Below are 16,625 nucleotides of genomic sequence, written 5' to 3'. Positions count from 1 at the left end.
TTCCATGGAGCCGGACAAATACTGCAAAAAGCCCGGGGCGAGGGTTCCCCAGGCTCAGTCATGATTCAACTATGGAGGCACTGTGAAGGCATTGCAAGGCGAAGACGGACATGTGGAGTGGGTCGAGGCCGAGCGCCCGGCCCTTGACGCGGGCCAAGTACGCATTCGCGTGGCTGCTGCGGGGCTGAACCGCGCCGACCTGTTGCAAATGAAGGGGCTGTACCCGCCACCGCCTGGCGCCAGCCCTTATATGGGCCTGGAGTGCGCCGGCATTATCGAAGAAGTTGGGCCGGGCGCCGATTGGCGTGTGGGCGAGCGGGTGTGTGCGCTGCTGGCCAGCGGTGCGATGGCTGAAGAAGTGGTGGTCGACGCCCGCCATGTGCTGCCGGTGCCTGAAGGCCTGAGCCTGCACGAAGCGGCGGCGCTGCCTGAGGTGTATGCCACGGCGTGGTTGAACATCTTCCAGTTGGGCGCCGTCAAAGCCGGCGAGAAAGTGCTGGTACACGCAGGGGCCAGCGGCGTGGGTTCGGCGGCGATCCAGTTGTGCAAGGCGTTTGGCAACCCGGTATATGTGAGTGTTGGCTCGCAGGATCGCCTGGCCTACTGCGAAGCGCTGGGCGCTGCCGGCGGCGTGGTGCGTAACGAGAACCTCGATGCGCTGGAAGGCGTTGGGCCCTTCGACGTGATTCTCGACCCGGTGGGTGCCAGTTATGGGGAACTCAACCTCAAGCTGCTGGCGCGTGACGGGCGTTGGGTGATCATCGGCCTGATGGGCGGACGCAAGTTCGAGCTGGACCTGGCACAGGTGCTGGGTAAGCGCCTGGAAATCACCGGCTCAACGCTGCGCAACCGTGACGATGGCTTCAAGGCCGAGTTGCTGCGTGAGTTGCTGCAGCAGGTGTGGCCGCTGTTCGCCGAAGGGCGCTTGTCGGCGCAATTGGTGGATACCTACCCGGTGGAGTTTGCCCAGGCGGCGTATGCCGAGCTTGAGACTAACCAAGTGTCGGGCAAGCTGGTGATGGTGATCGATCCGAGCCTGGTGTAAGCAGGCTCGGCCTCTTCGCGGGGCAAGCCCGCTCCCACAGGTAAATCACTGATCCTGAGCCTGTGATATTCCTGTGGGAGCGGGCTTGTCCCGCGAAGAGGCCAGTATGATCAGCGCCAAGTCAGAATCGGCCAGCCATTGATCTCGGCATGCTCGCGCAACACCGCATCTGGGTTCACCACATACGGATGGTCCACCTTCAACAACAACGGCAGATCGTTCCGCGAATCGGAATAGAAACTCGCCCCTTCCAGATTCTCCTGCTCCTGATCCAGCCACTCCAGCAACCGGGTGATCTTGCCTTCACGGTAGGTCAGCACCCCATGGGTCTTGCCGGTGTACACCCCATTCACCGCCTCCAGCTCGATCGCCAGGTACTCGTCCACGCCCAACCGCGCCGCAATCGGCCCGACCAAGTGCGTACCCGAGGCGGAAATGATCAGGATGCGGTCGCCACGCTTGCGATGCTCAGCGATGCAGCGGCAGGCGTCGCCGAAAATGATCGGCTCGATAACGTCCTCCACCCACGGCTCCACCAGGTGCTCGACCTCTTCCAGGGTACGCCCGGCAATCGGCTCCAGGCTGAAGGCCATGTAGTCCTCCATCGCCAAGTGGCCCTTGCCATACGCCTCCATCAATTCATGGTCGCGACGCAGGAAGTCCTTGCCGTCGACCCAGCCCAGCCGGGCCATCTGCTCGCTCCACAGTGACGCGCAGTCGCCGTGGATCAGGGTTTCGTCCAGATCGAAAATTGCCAGTGCCATTGTGTTGAATCTCCTTAAGCCACTTCCCGCAGCGCCGTGGGGTCGATCGACAAGGATACCCGCTGGCCGTCTGGATGCAGGTCGGCAGACGAGCGGTTGAGCACGTCGACTACCAGCTCCACCTCACGCACCCGCACCCGGTAACGGATGACGTTGCCCAGCAGGCTGTGGCTGCGCACTTCACCGTCCAGTTCGCCATTCAGGCCCAGGGTGATGGATTCGGGGCGAATGGCCAGGCGGCTGGCCACCGGGCGTTGCAGCAGGCGGCTGGCGCTTTCCGGGTCGAGCAGGTTGTAGTTGCCGATAAAGCCCGCAGCAAACAGGTCCACGGGGGCGGTGTAGAGGGTTTCGGCATCGCCGCTCTGGACGATGCGGCCTTGGTTCATCAGGAAGATGCGGTCTGACATCGTCAAGGCCTCTTCCTGGTCGTGGGTGACGAAGATGGTGGTCAGCCCCAGTTCACGCTGGATCGCGCGAATCTGCTCGCGCAGGTGCTTGCGAATGCGCGCATCCAGCGCCGACAGCGGCTCGTCGAGCAGCAGCAGGCGCGGGCGGGTCACCAGTGAACGGGCCAGGGCCACGCGTTGGCATTGGCCACCCGACAGCTGGTGCGGATAGCGCCCGGCGAAGCTGCCCAGCTCCACCAGGTCGAGCACCTCACGCACCCGCGCCTGGCTCTCGTCGGCCTTGACCTTTTGCATGCGCAGGCCAAAGGCAACGTTCTGTTCCACGGTCATGTTGGGGAACAGCGCGTAGCTCTGGAACACCATGCCGATGCCGCGCTTCTGCGGGCTCAGTGGCACGATGTCCTGGCCATCGAGCAGGATGCGCCCCCCGTCCACCGGGGTCAGCCCGGCGATGCAGCGTAGCAGGGTGGACTTGCCGCAGCCGGAAGGGCCGAGCAGGGTGACGAACTCGCCGCGTTCGATCTGGCAGTCAATGTTTTCGAACACCGGTGTGCCGGCATAGCGTTTGTGCAGTTGCTGTACGCTGACGAAGCTCATGTCAGGTCTTGTCCTTGTTCAGGCGGTTGGCGACCCAGGTGAGTACCAGCACGAAGGCGAAGTAGGAGATCACCAGCGCGCTGTTGAAGTGGCCGCTGCTGTTGCGCATGTTGTTCAGGTACACCTGCAGCGTCTCGTAGCGGGTGCCGACCAGCAGGTTGGCGAACACGAACTCGCCGAACAGGAACGAGAACGACAGCAGCAGGGCCACCATCAGGCCTTTGCGCAGGTTCGGCAGCACCACCAGAAACGCCGCTTGCCAGGTGCTGGCCCCGAGCAGTTGGGCGGCGTCCATCAGGTCACGCAGGTTGATCGCCTGCAGGTTGTTGGTGATTGCCCGGTACATGAACGGCAGGGCGATGGTGAAATAGCAGCCAATCAGAATCCACGGGGTGCCGACCATGGCCATGGGCCCGCTGCCATACAGCTGCAGCAACCCTACGGCGGACACCACCGGCGGCACCGCGAACGGCAGCAGGATGAGGATGTTCATCAGTGCGTCGAGCTTGGGGAAGTGGTAGTGCACCACGAACAGCAGCGGCAGGATCAGCACCACCGACAGTATCAGTGCGCCCACGCACACCAGCAGCGACTGGCCGAACGCCGCCAGAAAGCGCGGCTCGCTCCACAGCGCTACGTACCACTTCAGGGTCAGGCCGCTGGGCAGCAGGCTGGCCGACCAGCTGGTGGCCACGGAGTAGAGCAGGGTGCCGGCCAGCGGCAACAGCAGGATGAGGAACAACAGGTACACCACCAGGCGGTGGTAGAGGCTGCTGGCGTTGGTTTCAGCGCGCATGGTAGCTCCTTTTCAGCAGCCATTGATGGACCACCGTGACCAGCGTCATCAGCCCCACCAGCACCATGGCCAGGGCACTCGCAAGGTTGGGGTCAAGGCTGATGTCACCGGCCACCAGGCCAGCGATGCGGATCGGCAGCACGTTGAAGTTGCCGGTGGTCAACGCATACACCGTGGCATAGGCGCCCAGGGCATTGGCCAAGAGGATGACGAAGGTGCCAAGCAACGCCGGGGTCAGCACCGGCAGGCCGATATGGCGCCAGAACTGCCAGTGGTTGGCGCCGAGCAGGGCGGCCGACTCACGCCAGTCTTCACGCAAGGCATCGAACGCCGGGTACAGCAACAGCACGCCCAAGGGGATCTGGAAGTAGGTGTACACCAGGATCAGCCCGCTTTTGGAGTAGATGCTGAAGTCTTCCAGCAGGCCGATCTGTTTAAGCAGCAGGGTCAGTGCGCCATTGAAACCCAGTAGGATGATGAAGGCGAAGGCCAGTGGCACGCCGGCGAAGTTGCTGGTCATGTTGGCGAAGGCACTGACAAAGTCGCGCAGCCGCGAATCCACCTGGCGCAGCGAGTAGGCCCCGAGGGTAGCGATGACGATACCGAACAGGCTCGACCAGAAGCTGATCTCCAGGCTGCGTTGCAAGGCCTGCAGGTAGAACTTCGAGGCGAACACCTTGCTGAAGTTTTCCAAGCCCCAGCCCGCCTCGGATTGCACGCTGTTGATCGCCACCCAGGCCAGCGGGGCGATCTGGAAGATGATGAAGAACACAGCGAATGGCAGCAGGCAGAGCAGGGCAAGGTAACGGCCGCGATGGCTGGCATTCACTTGAGCAGCTCCCGGCACACGGTCTTGTCGTGGGCCACGCCAAGCAGCTCGCAGATGGTGCCGCACAACTCGGTTTGCAGCGGCTTGGCAGCAGGGTCGAGGCTGAAGCCATCGCCAAAGACGAACAAGGGGACCTCGCGTTCCTCGGCCAGCAAGCCATTGTGCGAGCGGTCGTTGTTCATGCCGTGGTCGGCGGTGACCAGCACCTGATAGCCCTCTTCGAGCCAGCGGGGCAGGTAGTCGGCCAAGAGGATGTCGGCGCTGCGTGCCGCGTTGCGGTACTGGCTGCTGTCCAGGCCATGGCGGTGGCCGACGTCGTCGATGCTCATCGGGTGCACCAGCAGGAAGTTCGGTGCATGCCGGCGGCGCAGGTATTCGGCGTCAGCCAGCAGGTGTGAATCGGGGTAGCGGTCGTCCCAGTAGAACAGGCCGTGCTGGATCGGCAGCTTCGGCGCATGGGTGTGGCGGTCGCGCTGCGCATCGAACGGCGAGCGGTTGTACAGCTCGCTCATCCAGTGATAGGCCGCCGCTGCAGTACCCAGCCCCGCTTCGCGGGCGTAGTGGAACACGCTGCGCTGGTTGGACAGGCGGTTGACGTTGTTGTGCACGATGCCGCTGTCGATCGGCGTGACGCCGGTGAGGATGCATTCGTACAACGGGCGCGACAGCGACGGTAGCTCGCATTCCACGCGGTACAGCGCGGCGCGATCGGCCTCGACGTAGGCGTGCAGGTGGCCCATGGCGTGGTGGGCGACCTGGTGGTTGAGGCCGTCGAGCAGGACTAGGATGACGTTGTGTTGCATGGTGGCTCCAGTCAATAACCGCGTTGTCCTCTTCGCGGGTAAACCCGCTCCCACAAAGTTATCGCTATCCCCGAGGGCTGCGCTGTATCTGTGGGAGCGGGTTCACCCGCGAAGAGGCCGGTTCAGGCGCTAGAGATCTAGCCCCTTACTCCATCTCGATGATCACTTGCTCCTGCCACTTCTGCGGCAGTGCCTTCGAAGTCGCTTCCCAAGCAGCGGCATCCTTGATCGGCTGGGCAGCACCATACTGCTCGTTAGGCAGTAGCTTGGCCTGCACATCGGCCGGCAGCTTCAGGTGCTCGGCGCGGATCGGCCGGGCGTGGCCGATGGCCAGGTTAGTCTGCCCGGCATCGCTGAAGATGTACTCACGCGTCAGCTTGGCTGCGTTCGGGTGCTTGGCGTACTTGTTGATGATGGTGGTATAGCCCGAGATCACCGAACCGTCCGAAGGGATCAGCACCTCGAAGCGCTTGGGGTCGATCTGCTCGCGGTAGCTCAGGCCGTTGAAGTCCCACACCACACCCACTTCCACCTCACCTTTTTCCAGGGTCTGGATGGTGGGGTTGGCCAGCGACAGGCGCTTCTGCTGGGCCAGCTTGGTGAACAGCTGCAGGCCTGGCTCAATGTTGCTTTCGCTGCCTTTGTAGGCGATGGCCGCGGCCAGTACACCATTGGCGGCCTGGGCGGCGGTGCCGACATCGCCGATGGCAACCTTGTACTTGCCTTTCTCCAGGTCATGCCAGGTTTTCGGGCGTTCTTCTTCTTTCACCAAATCCTTGTTGATGATGAAGGCGATGGTGCCGGTATAGGCCAGCGCCCAGTGCCCGTCCTTGTCCTTGGCCCATTCGGGTACCTGGTCCCAGGTGCTCGGCTTGTACGGTTGGCTCACGCCCTTGGTCACGGCAATCGGGCCAAAGGCGGCGCCGACGTCGCCGATGTCGGCACTGGCGTTGTCTTTCTCGGCCTCGAACTTGGCGATTTCCTGGGCCGAGCTCATGTCGGTGTCGCTGTGCTTGAGGCCATATTTATTGGCCAGGTCCTCCCAGGTGCCTTTCCAGTTGGCCCAGGCATCGGGCATGCCCACGCTGTTGACGGTGCCTTCCTTGCGGGCGGCGTCTTCCAGGGCCTTGAGGTCGGTGCCGGCGGCCATGGCCGTGGTACACAGGGCGATGGCCGAACCGAGCAGTGACGCCATGAAGAACTTTTTCATCCGAAGCTCCTTGGGTGGGTGCCTGTTGCGATCGTTGTCGTGAATGAGGCAGTTGTCAGCGACCTTTGGTCTAGGTCAGCAAACCTTGAGCCAAGGTAGGCCGCTTGCGTGACAGTTTGATGTAGGGGGAGGCTTCAACCGGGGGTTCCGGCTACCTGAAAATACAGCGTAGACCAGATCGCAGGCCCTGATTTAGCGGGCTTGGCCCGAAACTGGCAAAGCCCGTGCGGTGCCTTTGTCACAGGATGTTCATCAGCCCTGCCTAGGCTTGCACTACTCTCCAATTGCCCCGTCATGGGGCTGGCCTAGTCCAGATAGGTAACCTTTGATGCAACCGATGCCCCCGCGTGCGGTAACAGCCATCTGCCACGCCCTGCAGGAGCAGATCGAACACGGCCTGCTGGCGCCGGGTGGCAAGCTGCCGGCCGAGCGCAAGCTCAGCGAGGTGTTCGATACCACGCGCATTACCCTGCGCGAGGCCTTGGCACAGCTGGAGGCCCAGGGGCTGATCTACCGGGAAGAGCGGCGCGGCTGGTTCGTCGCCCCACAGCGGCTGACCTATGACCTGATCGAGCGTAGCCACTTTCATGCGATGGTGCGTGACCAGGGGCGGGTGCCGAGTACCGAGCTGTTGTCGGCGCGGCTGCAGCCGGCTTCTGCCGTTGTCTGCGCACGGCTGCAATTGCCGGCGTTGTCCAGTGTGGTGCGGATCTGCCGGCTGCGGCGTATCGATGGGCGGGCAGTGCTGTATGCCGAGCACTACCTGAACCCGCGGTATTTCCCGGGCATTCTCCAGCAGGACCTGGCGCAGTCGCTGACCGAGATTTATGGGCGGGTATACGGCATCGGCTATGGGCAGGTGTGCTTCGAGATTCTGCCGACGGCGTTGCCGATCGAGGCAGCGGCCGCGTTGAAGGTGTCGGTCGGCAGCCCGGGGCTACACATCACCCGGGTCAACAGTGACCAGCAGGGGCACCTGATCGACTGTGACCTGGAATATTGGCGGCATGATGCAATCCGCATCCGCGCCCAGGCGGGGTAATGGGGTGGCTTCTTCGCGGGCAAGCCCGCGAAGAGGCCCTAACTGGAGGAACTGGTTTCGCTCATACCGCCACCGCCCGCCGTCACCACCTGCACCGACAACCGCGGCGTCGCCAGGTCCAGCCCCGCTTCATCCAGCTGGCGTTTCAACGCCAGGTTGAACGCCCGCGACACTTCCCATTGCTTGATCGGCGCAGTCTTGAAGCGGGCCCGCAAAATCGCCGAGCCCGACTCGAAGCTCTCTACGCCCTGCAGTTCCAGCGGCGACCAGATATTACGGCGCATCAACGGGTCGTTACGCAGTTTCTGCCCCACCTCGCGGATCAGTGTGATGGCCTGGTCGATGTTCATGCTGTGCGGGATCGCCACGCGGAAAATCGCGTAACCGAACTCCCGCGAGTAGTTCTTGATGCTCTTGATTTCGCTGAACGGGATGGTGTGCACGATGCCGTCGATGTCGCGCAGGCGCACGGTGCGGATGGTCAGGCCCTCGACCGTCCCCAGGTGCCCACCGACATCCACGTAGTCGTCGATGGCCAGCGAATCCTCGATGATGATGAACAACCCGGTGATCAGGTCGGCCACCAAGGACTGGGCGCCAAAACCGATGGCCAGGCCGATCACACCGGCACCGGCCAGCAGCGGGGTGACGTTCATGCCCATGTTGGCCAGGGCAACGATCACCGCGATGATGAAGATGGCCACGAACATGACGTTGCGGATCAGCGGCATCATGGTTTGCGCGCGGGCGTTGGCCAGCCCGCGGCGCGAACGCACCAAGGCGTGGTGCACGGCCGTGTCGGCCAGGATCCACACCAGCCAGGCGGCGATCAGCGTGCCGGCCAGGCCCAGCAGGCGCAGGCTCACCTCGTGGCCGTCGCCTTCGGCAAAGGTGATCATCGACAAGCCCCACACGCGCAGCCCCAGCTCGATGAACAGCAGCCAGATGAACAGGTGCACCAGGGCATAGGCGAAGTTGCGCAAGCGCTCGGTGTACACCGCTTGGCGCTTGTTGGCGCGTTTGGGGTTGGCCGCGTGGCGGCGCACCAGGCCGTTGAGCACCATGCACACCACCACCAGCACCGTGCACATCAACGACTGGCGCAGGGCGGTACTGGTGTCGCCGGCCGAGACGAAGGTCGCGAACAGCGAAATACCCACCAGGATCAACGCGGGCGCGAACCAGAAGCTGCCGAGGATCTCGATGGTGTCGCTCAGGGTGCGCCGGGTCAGGCGCCGGTCCAAGGGTTGGTTGCGGATCAGGTGGGCGATCGGGCGGCGGAAGCGCAGGATGAACAGCCCGGTGCAGATCGCCGCGATGACGTTGGCCAAGGTGGCCAGGGCATGGGCCAGGTGGGTGCCAAGGGCGACGGTCAGCCTAGGGTCGCTCATGGCCTCACCGAAGGCGGCAAAGCTGCCGATCAGCCACAGTGGGCGGAAGGCCTGGTGCCGCAGGATATGCAGGGCGCGGTGGCGGTGTGGGCCGTCGAGCAGCGAGAAGGCGATCACGCAGATGGCCGAGAAGCAGGTGCCGACCACCAACGCATACGCCAGTACCATGGCCATCGACTTGCCCAGGGACGAGGGCAGGGCGAAGCTCAGGTACACGGTGAACACCAAGGCCACCAGCCAGGGCCCGAGCTTTCGCAAGGCAAAGCGCACCAAGTCCCAGGTGCGCGGGTGCTGGGGCAGCTCTTCGGTGAGGCCGAAGCGTAGCCGTACCCGGTGGCCAATCCAGTTGAAGGCGTATGCCAGCAAGCTCCAGACCGCGATGATCGCGGCAAAGCCGAACAGGATCGCCGGCCATTGGTGCACCGGGACCACCAGTTCGGTCAGTTCTGCCTGGGCTTGCTCGATTTCTGCCGCCCAGCGGTGGAAGGGGCTGGCATCGCCGCTGAACTGCTGTTCGAAGTCATGCAAAGCACCACCGATCAGGCCCAGCACGCCCTGTTCGACGGTGGGTTGTGATTGCTTGGTGGCGTCGCGCAGTTTTTTCAGGTCGGCCAGCAACTTGGCGCGTTGCTGGTCGTTTTCGAGGTTTTTGATCACCTCGTCCAGCGACTTGCCCAACGGCTCGGTGGCCTCAGGCTGCGCAGGCGCGCTGGAGCCGAGCAGGCTCGGCAGGCCCGCGGCCTGAACCGGGGTGATGAACAATAACAGCAGCAGGGACAGGCAACGCAGAAGGGCAGGCACCGGGAAATCTACCTCAGGTCAAACGATGGGCCGAGTGTAGAGGTTTATGTGGGCAGTTTCTCCAGGATCTTCCAGCAGGTGAGGCCGAAGATGCCCAGTGTGCCGATCCACATCATCAGCACACCGATGTTGCGCTCGCGCAGGCTGAAGCCGATGGTCAGCAGCAGCAGGAACAGAAACACCGGCACGAACAGGGACAGAAAGGGGGACATGGACAGCAATCCTTTTGCAGTGGGGCCATGTAGTAAGCATAGCGGGTAGCAGGCGAAGCGGGTTGATCCGTGGCACTAGTAGTGCCTGTGCTGGCCCATCGCCGGCAAGCCGGCTCCCACAGGTACGCCACAGTTCTTGAGGTTTGTGCTGTTCGTGTGGGAGCCGGCTTGCCGGCGATGAGGCCAGTGCGGACTTACGGCAGGTCGCGGCTGCGGTAGAACGCCGTCAGCACTTTCACCAGGTGCGCCAGGTCATGGCTGCCGCACAACTCGCGGATCGAGTGCATGGCAAAGGTTGGCAAGCCGATATCGACCGTGCGCACGCCCAGGTTGCTGGCGGTGATTGGGCCGATGGTCGAGCCGCAACCCATGTCGCTGCGCACCACGAAGCTCTGCACCGGTACTTCTTCGGCCATGCACAGGTGGCGGAAGAACCCGGCGGTTTCGCTGTTGGTAGCGTAGCGCTGGTTGTTGTTGACCTTGATCACCGGCCCGGCGTTGAGCTTGGGCCCGTGGTTGCCGTCGTGCTTGTCGGCATAGTTGGGGTGCACGCCATGGGCGTTGTCAGCCGACACCATCAGCGAGCGCTGAATGGTCCGCACATAGCTGTCACCCTCGGGCAGCAGGCGTTGCAAGGTCTGCTCGAGCATGGGGCCGTCGGCGCCACAGGCCGAGCACGAGCCAACTTCTTCGTGGTCGTTGCACACCAGCACGCAGGTTTCGTCGCTGTCGGCAGCCAGCAGCGCTTGCAGGCCGGCATAGCACGACAGCAGGTTGTCCAGGCGGGCACCGGCGATGAAGTCGCGGTTGATGCCGATCAGCGCGGCATCCTGGGTGTCGTAGAAGCTCAGCTCGTAGTCCAGCACCACGTCGGCGTTGAGCTCGTGCTCACGGGCCAGCTGTTCGGTGAGCAGCGCGCGGAAGTCGATGCGCTCGTCGCCGGCGACCTGGGCCAGGATGGGCGGCAGTTCGTTCTGCGGGTTGATCTGCCAGCCTTCGTTGGCGGTGCGGTTGAGGTGGATCGCCAGGTTGGGGATCACCGCGATGGGCAGCTTGAAGTCGATCAGCTGGCTTTCGACCTTGCCGTCACGGCGGAAGGTGACTCGGCCGGCCAGGGACAGGTCGCGGTCGAACCAGGGTGCCAGCAGCGCACCGCCGTAAACCTCGACGCCCAGCTGCAGGAAGCCTTGGCGCTGCAGTTCGGGTTGCGGCTTGACGCGCAGGCACGGGCTGTCGGTGTGGGCACCGACCATGCGGATACCGCCAAGCAGGGGCGCTTGCTTGCCCAGTTTGATAGCGATGATCGAGGAGTCGTTGCGGGTGACGTAATACCGACCACCCGGCACCGTTGACCAGCTGTCGCGCTCGTCCAGGCGCTGGTAGCCGGCGGCCTCGAGGCGCTGGGCCAGGCTGGCGGTGGCATGGAAGGGCGTGGGGGAGGCCTTGAGGAAATCGATCAGGCCAGTGTTCAGTGCTTCGCGCATAACTCACTCCAGACAGCAGTGGCGCGAGTTTAACGCAGATAGATCACAAATTGTGTCGGCCTCTTCGCGGGGCAAGCCCGCTCCCACCTGTGGGAGCGGGCTTGCCCGCGAAGAGGCCGGAACTGCCACCCATCAATCAGAACGGTGCCGGGCACTCGAACTTCAACCGCTCCCCGCTGACCGGGTGGGTAAAGCTCAGCATTGCCGCATGCAGGCACAACCGGTCATAGGCCGCCAAGGCTTCAGGGTTGGCATACAAGCGGTCACCCAGCAGCGGGTGGCCGATCGACAGCATGTGCACGCGCAGCTGGTGCGAGCGCCCGGTAATCGGCGTCAACTCGACCCGGCAGTGGCCGCCGCAACGCTCCAGGACGCGCCAGAAAGTCAGGGCATGCTTGCCTTGCTCATGGTCCACCACATGCCGTGGCTTGGTCGGCGGGTCGTAGCGCAGGGGCAGGTCGATGCTGCCGCTGTCCAGCGCCGGCTGGCCCCAGCACAGGGCGGTATAGGCCTTTTCGGTCTCGCGGTCGTGGAACTGGCGCGACAGCTCGCGGTGGCTGTCGGCATCGCGGGCCAGCAGGATGATGCCGGAGGTTTCCCAGTCCAGACGGTGCACGATCAGCGCATCGGGGTAGCCGTTTTCCTGCAGGCGGGTGATCAAGCAGTCCTTGTTGTCATCGGCACGGCCGGGCACTGACAGCAGCAGGGTTGGCTTGTTGACCACCAGGATGGCGGCGTCTTCGTGGAGGATCTGGACGTTTGACAGCGGCATTGCGTGGTCTCGGTTAAATCGGGGAAAACCATTGGGGCCGCGTTGCGGCCCATCGCCGGGAAGCCAGCTCCTACAGGTACAGCGCGGACCCTGTAGGAGCTGGCTTGCCGGCGATGGGCTGCAACGCAGCCCCAATGATCACGCCAGAACGCTGAATCAGCGATCTGGCAAGGTAATGTTCAGCTCCAGAATCGAGCAGCTGCCCTGGTTTTCCAGCTCGATGTGCACATCATCGTTGCCGATGTTCACATACTTGCGGATCACTTCGAGCAGTTCTTTCTGCAGTGCCGGCAGGTAGTCCGGTTCGCTGCGCTGGCCGCGCTCATGCGCCACGATGATCTGTAGACGCTCTTTCGCCACCGACGCGCTGGTCTGTTTCTGTCTGCCACGAAAGAAGTCAAAAAGGTTCATGGTTTACTTGCCTCCAAACAGGCGCGCGAAGAATCCTTGCTTCGGCACTTCGATGAACCGCAGGGGCTTTTCTTTGCCCAGCAGACGGTCGACGGTGTCGCTATAGGCCTGGCCGGCATCGCTCTGGTCGTCGAGGATGACCGGGATGCCCTGGTTGGAAGCCTTGAGCACTGCCTGGGACTCGGGGATCACGCCCTTGAGCTTGATCGCGAGGATATCGGTAACGTCGTCGATGCTCAGCATCTCGCCTTTCTCGACGCGCTCAGGGTGGTAGCGGGTGATCAGCAGGTGTTCCTTGATCGGCTCTTCGCCGTTCTCGGAGCGGCGCGACTTGCTCGACAGGATGCCCAGCATGCGGTCCGAGTCACGTACCGAGGAAACCTCAGGGTTGGTCACGACGATGGCTTCGTCGGCGAAGTACATCGCCAGGTGCGCGCCTTTTTCGATACCGGCCGGGGAGTCGCAGATGACGTACTCGAAGTCATTCTTGAGTTCCATCAGCACTTTCTCGACGCCTTCCTGGGTCAGCGCGTCCTTGTCACGGGTCTGGCTGGCGGCCAGGACGTACAGATTCTCGAGGCGCTTGTCCTTGATCAGGGCTTGCTGCAGGTTGGCTTCGCCGTTGACCACGTTGACGAAGTCGTACACCACGCGGCGCTCGCAGCCCATGATCAGGTCGAGGTTACGCAGGCCCACGTCGAAGTCGACGATGACTGTCTTGTGGCCGCGCAGTGCGAGGCCGGTGCCGATGGCGGCGCTGGTGGTGGTCTTGCCCACACCCCCCTTGCCGGAAGTAACGACGAGAATCTTGGCCAAGGTGTTTCACCCCTAAATAAGTCGGGACAGGTGTCCCAGCAATATGCAAAAAACGGCAACAGGTAAAAAAGTTGCTCTAAAAATGACGGCAAGTATCCGTTAAAGACGGGTGATGTTCAACACGTCACCAGACAGGCTGACTTGCACGCCGAAGCCCCACAGCGGGTCGCGGCGCAGGTCTTCGCAGACCTTGTACTGGCCTGCGATCGAGACCATTTCCGCCGTCATCTGCTGGCAGAAAATGCGTGCTTTGGTGTTGCCTTTGATGCCCGCCAGGGCGCGGCCGCGCATGGCGCCGTACACATGGATGTTGCCATCGGCCAGAAGTTCCGCACCCGGGCTGACCGACGCAGTCACCACCAGGTCGCCGCCTTGGGCGTAGATCTGCTGGCCGCCACGCACCGGCGAGGTAATGATGCGGGTCGGGCGGATTTCCGGTTCGGCTGTAGGCGCCGGCGCCGGCTCGGGCTTTTTCACCTCGGGCTCGGGCTCCAGCGGCCGTTCGCGCGCGCCGGACGGCGGCAGCACCGGCAGGTCGATGGCGATCGCCGCGGCGATGTCCTCGATGCGGTTGGCGCGGATCGCCAGGGTACGCAGGCCATGGTGGCGGCAGATACGCATCAAGCCGGGCAGGTCGATGGCGCCTTCGCTGGCCGGCAGCTTGTCCAGCGCCAGCACCAGCGGCGTGTTGCTGAAAAAGTTGGGTGCCTGCGCGACTTTGGCCGCCAATTGGCGGTCGAGGGCTTCAAGGTCATTGCGCGCCAGTTCCAGCACAGTGATGGCGAGCATGCTGCCCTTGAGCTGGAACACGGAGGCGGTGTCGGGGGTCTGGTTTAGGCTCATGGTCTGCATAGACGGCTTGTTGCGAAAAAAGTGCCCTGACTTATAACGAGAACACCCGTTGCCCGCAACATGCGCTGATCCGTTGTAGAATGCGCGGCCTTTGTCTTTCCGGAAGCTTCAATGGAACGCCCGCGTTTTCGCCCCTATTTCCTTCACCCCAGATTCTGGGGCCTGTGGCTGGGCCTGGGCCTGCTGTGGCTGATCGTCCAGCTGCCTTACCGGGCCCTGCTGTGGGTCGGCACTGCCCTGGGCGCAGTGATGTACCGGGTTGCCGGCGAGCGTCGACGCATCGCCGCGCGCAACCTTGAACTGTGTTTCCCTGAAATGTCCGACGACGAACGGCAGCGTTTGTTGAAGGCCAACTTCGCCTCCACCGGCATCGCTTTCTTCGAAATGGCCATGAGCTGGTGGTGGCCCAAGGCCAGGTTGGCACGCCTGGCACATATCGAAGGCCTCGAGCACCTGCAGGCTGCCCAGCAGGCAGGGCAGGGCGCGATTCTGATGGCCGTGCACTTCACCACCCTGGAAATCGGCGCCGCGCTGCTGGGCCAGCAGCACACCATCGATGGTATGTACCGCGAGCACGGCAACCCGCTGTTCGACTTCATCCAGCGCAGCGGCCGTGAGCGGCACAACCTCGACTCGCTGGCGGTGGAGCGTGAAGACGTACGCGGCATGCTCAAGCTGCTGCGTTCGGGCCGGGCAATCTGGTATGCGCCCGACCAGGATTACGGCGCCAAGCAGAGCCTGTTCGTGCCGTTGTTCGGCATCCCGGCGGCGACCGTGACCGCCACCACCAAGTTCGCCCGCCTGGGCAAGGCGCAGGTCATCCCCTTTACCCAGAAGCGCCTGGAAGATGGCAGCGGCTATCGTTTGGTGATCCATCCGCCGCTGGCGGACTTCCCCGGGGAGAGTGAAGAAGCGGACTGCCTGCGCATCAACCAGTGGATCGAGGGTGTGTTGCGTGAGTGCCCCGAGCAGTACCTGTGGGCGCACCGGCGCTTCAAGTCGCGGCCCGAGGGTGCGCCTAGGCTGTATGACAAGAAGAAACGCTGATGCCAGGCCCGGCCTCTCCTTGTAGGAGCAGCCTTGTGCTGCGAAGAGGCCGGGGAATGCTGCCGATTATCTTTAAGGCTGCACCGGCCTCTTCGCAGCACAAGGCTGCTCCTACAGGAAGGATGCCATGGCCCCACCTCCGGTAACTGGTCTGATCCTCTCTGGCGGCGGCGCCCGTGCCGCTTATCAGGTCGGCGTATTGGCCGGCATCGCTGAACTGCTGCCCCCGGCCGCGCCCAACCCCTTCCCGGTCATTGTCGGCACGTCGGCTGGCGCTATCAATGCGGTCACCCTCGCCAGCGGTGCCACCCGCTTCACCGAAACCGTGCGCAACCTCACCGCTTTCTGGCAAAACTTTCGCAGCCACCTGGTGCTGCGCAGCGACTGGCCGGGGGTAATCCGCCAGGCCAGCCGCTTCGTCAGCCACAGCCTGCTGGGCCTGGGTGGCCATGCACCGGTGGCGCTGCTAGACAGCAGCCCCTTGCGCGGCCTGCTGCAAGCGCACCTGGACCTGGACGGCATCGACCACGCCCTGGCCACCGAACAACTACGCGCCGTGGCGGTGACCGCATTCGGCTACGAGTCGGGGCAGGCGGTGACCTTCTACCAGGGCCGCGGCACCATCGAGGCGTGGTTGCGCCACCGCCGCATCGGCGTACCCACGCCGTTGACCCTCGACCACTTGCTGGCCAGTGCGGCGATCCCGCTGTTGTTCGCGCCGGTCAGGCTGGGCGACGAGTACTACGGTGACGGCGCGGTGCGCCAGTCGGCACCGATCAGCCCGGCGTTGCACCTGGGGGCCAGCCGGGTGCTGGTGGTCGGGGTCAGCGGCAACCCGCAGCGGCCATCGCCGCCGCGGCCCACCCAGCGAGTGTTCAGTGGCCAGCAGCCGAGCCTGGCGCAGATTGGTGGGCACATGCTCAACAGCACCTTCATCGACAGCCTGGAAGACGACATCGAACTGCTGCAGCGGCTCAACCACCTTAGCCACTTGCTGCCTGCCCACCTGGATGCACGGCGCCTGGGGCTGGCGCCGGTGGAAGTATTGGTGGTGGCGCCCAGCCAGCCGCTGGACGAAATCGCTGCGCGGCACCGGCGTGAATTGCCGGCGGCGTTGCGGCTGTTCTTGCGCGGGCCGGGGGCGACGCGGACCAGTGGGGCGGGGGTGCTGAGTTATTTGCTGTTCGAGGCGAGTTATTGCAGTGAGCTGATCGAGCTGGGGCGCAGGGATGCTTTGGTCAAGCGGCGCGAACTGGAGCAGTTTCTGGGGATTTGATGCAAGCAGTGCTGGCCTCTTCGCGGGCAAGCCCGCTCCCACAGGGGTATCACTGGCCTGAGCGCAGTGG

General features: G+C 63.6%; 17 protein-coding genes. 4 read left to right on the top strand and 13 right to left on the bottom strand.

The annotated features are described in order from the left end of the window. The first annotated feature begins 82 nt into the window (after positions 1–82). A complete protein-coding gene (locus QOS90_RS10575; RefSeq protein WP_085272783.1) occupies positions 83–1,045 on the top strand; it encodes an NAD(P)H-quinone oxidoreductase in 963 nt (320 codons plus the stop codon). A gap of 110 nt (positions 1,046–1,155) precedes the next feature. Here QOS90_RS10575 and QOS90_RS10570 read toward each other — a convergent pair whose 3' ends face one another. The 6 genes from QOS90_RS10570 to QOS90_RS10545 all read right to left on the bottom strand — a co-directional run bounded on the left by QOS90_RS10570 (position 1,156) and on the right by QOS90_RS10545 (position 6,451). Beyond that, positions 1,156–1,809: an HAD family hydrolase gene (locus tag QOS90_RS10570; protein WP_085272784.1), complete on the bottom strand. Its 654-nt coding sequence runs from the start codon at positions 1,807–1,809 to the stop codon at positions 1,156–1,158. A gap of 14 nt (positions 1,810–1,823) precedes the next feature. After that, entirely contained in the window at positions 1,824–2,813 is a 990-nt protein-coding gene (locus QOS90_RS10565) for an ABC transporter ATP-binding protein (protein WP_027595907.1), read from the bottom strand. Position 2,814: 1 nt separating this feature from the next. Then, entirely contained in the window at positions 2,815–3,609 is a 795-nt protein-coding gene (locus tag QOS90_RS10560) for an ABC transporter permease (protein ID WP_027595908.1), read from the bottom strand. After that, positions 3,599–4,438, bottom strand: a complete 840-nt coding sequence (locus QOS90_RS10555) for an ABC transporter permease (protein WP_027595909.1) — start codon at positions 4,436–4,438, stop codon at positions 3,599–3,601. Before QOS90_RS10555 ends, QOS90_RS10560 begins: the two co-directional genes overlap by 11 nt. Then, on the bottom strand, positions 4,435–5,241 hold the full coding sequence (locus QOS90_RS10550) for an alkaline phosphatase family protein (RefSeq protein ID WP_027595910.1): 807 nt from the start codon (positions 5,239–5,241) through the stop codon (positions 4,435–4,437). Before QOS90_RS10550 ends, QOS90_RS10555 begins: the two co-directional genes overlap by 4 nt. 145 nt (positions 5,242–5,386) lie before the next feature. Further along, the gene (locus QOS90_RS10545; protein ID WP_085272785.1) at positions 5,387–6,451 is read right to left on the bottom strand and encodes an ABC transporter substrate-binding protein; all 1,065 of its coding nucleotides are present in this window, start codon (positions 6,449–6,451) and stop codon (positions 5,387–5,389) included. 328 nt (positions 6,452–6,779) lie between these two features. Between QOS90_RS10545 and QOS90_RS10540 the strand changes: the two genes are divergently transcribed. Further along, positions 6,780–7,493 (top strand): UTRA domain-containing protein, encoded by a 714-nt coding sequence (locus tag QOS90_RS10540; protein ID WP_027595912.1) that lies wholly within the window; start codon positions 6,780–6,782, stop codon positions 7,491–7,493. A gap of 38 nt (positions 7,494–7,531) precedes the next feature. Here QOS90_RS10540 and QOS90_RS10535 read toward each other — a convergent pair whose 3' ends face one another. The 7 genes from QOS90_RS10535 to minC all read right to left on the bottom strand — a co-directional run bounded on the left by QOS90_RS10535 (position 7,532) and on the right by minC (position 14,232). Beyond that, positions 7,532–9,685, bottom strand: a complete 2,154-nt coding sequence (locus QOS90_RS10535; protein WP_027595913.1) for a mechanosensitive ion channel family protein — start codon at positions 9,683–9,685, stop codon at positions 7,532–7,534. Between the two features lie 44 nt (positions 9,686–9,729). After that, entirely contained in the window at positions 9,730–9,897 is a 168-nt protein-coding gene (locus tag QOS90_RS10530) for a hypothetical protein (RefSeq protein ID WP_167334464.1), read from the bottom strand. Positions 9,898–10,091: 194 nt separating this feature from the next. Continuing rightward, positions 10,092–11,381, bottom strand: coding sequence for a M18 family aminopeptidase (locus QOS90_RS10525; RefSeq protein ID WP_027595914.1), 1,290 nt, complete (start codon positions 11,379–11,381; stop codon positions 10,092–10,094). Positions 11,382–11,517: 136 nt separating this feature from the next. Continuing rightward, a complete protein-coding gene (locus tag QOS90_RS10520) occupies positions 11,518–12,153 on the bottom strand; it encodes an RluA family pseudouridine synthase (RefSeq protein WP_085272786.1) in 636 nt (211 codons plus the stop codon). 156 nt (positions 12,154–12,309) lie between these two features. Further along, positions 12,310–12,564, bottom strand: coding sequence for a cell division topological specificity factor MinE (gene minE, locus QOS90_RS10515; RefSeq protein WP_003252572.1), 255 nt, complete (start codon positions 12,562–12,564; stop codon positions 12,310–12,312). Positions 12,565–12,567: 3 nt separating this feature from the next. Continuing rightward, complete coding sequence (gene minD / locus QOS90_RS10510; RefSeq protein ID WP_027595916.1) at positions 12,568–13,380, bottom strand: septum site-determining protein MinD; 813 nt, start codon at positions 13,378–13,380, stop codon at positions 12,568–12,570. 99 nt (positions 13,381–13,479) lie between these two features. Then, complete coding sequence (gene minC, locus QOS90_RS10505) at positions 13,480–14,232, bottom strand: septum site-determining protein MinC (protein WP_085272787.1); 753 nt, start codon at positions 14,230–14,232, stop codon at positions 13,480–13,482. A 111-nt stretch (positions 14,233–14,343) separates the two neighbouring features. Here minC and QOS90_RS10500 point away from each other — a divergent pair, with 111 nt between their 5' ends. After that, positions 14,344–15,279, top strand: a complete 936-nt coding sequence (locus tag QOS90_RS10500; protein WP_027595918.1) for a lipid A biosynthesis lauroyl acyltransferase — start codon at positions 14,344–14,346, stop codon at positions 15,277–15,279. Between the two features lie 127 nt (positions 15,280–15,406). Continuing rightward, a complete protein-coding gene (locus QOS90_RS10495; RefSeq protein ID WP_085272788.1) occupies positions 15,407–16,555 on the top strand; it encodes a patatin-like phospholipase family protein in 1,149 nt (382 codons plus the stop codon). The last annotated feature ends 70 nt before the right edge of the window (positions 16,556–16,625 follow it).

This window comes from Pseudomonas sp. LAIL14HWK12:I10, assembly GCF_900184205.1.
Classification (GTDB): Bacteria; Pseudomonadota; Gammaproteobacteria; order Pseudomonadales; family Pseudomonadaceae; genus Aquipseudomonas; species Aquipseudomonas kermanshahensis.
The sequence above is the reverse complement of the archived record's forward strand: the minus strand, read 5'-3'. Positions and strand labels throughout refer to the sequence as shown.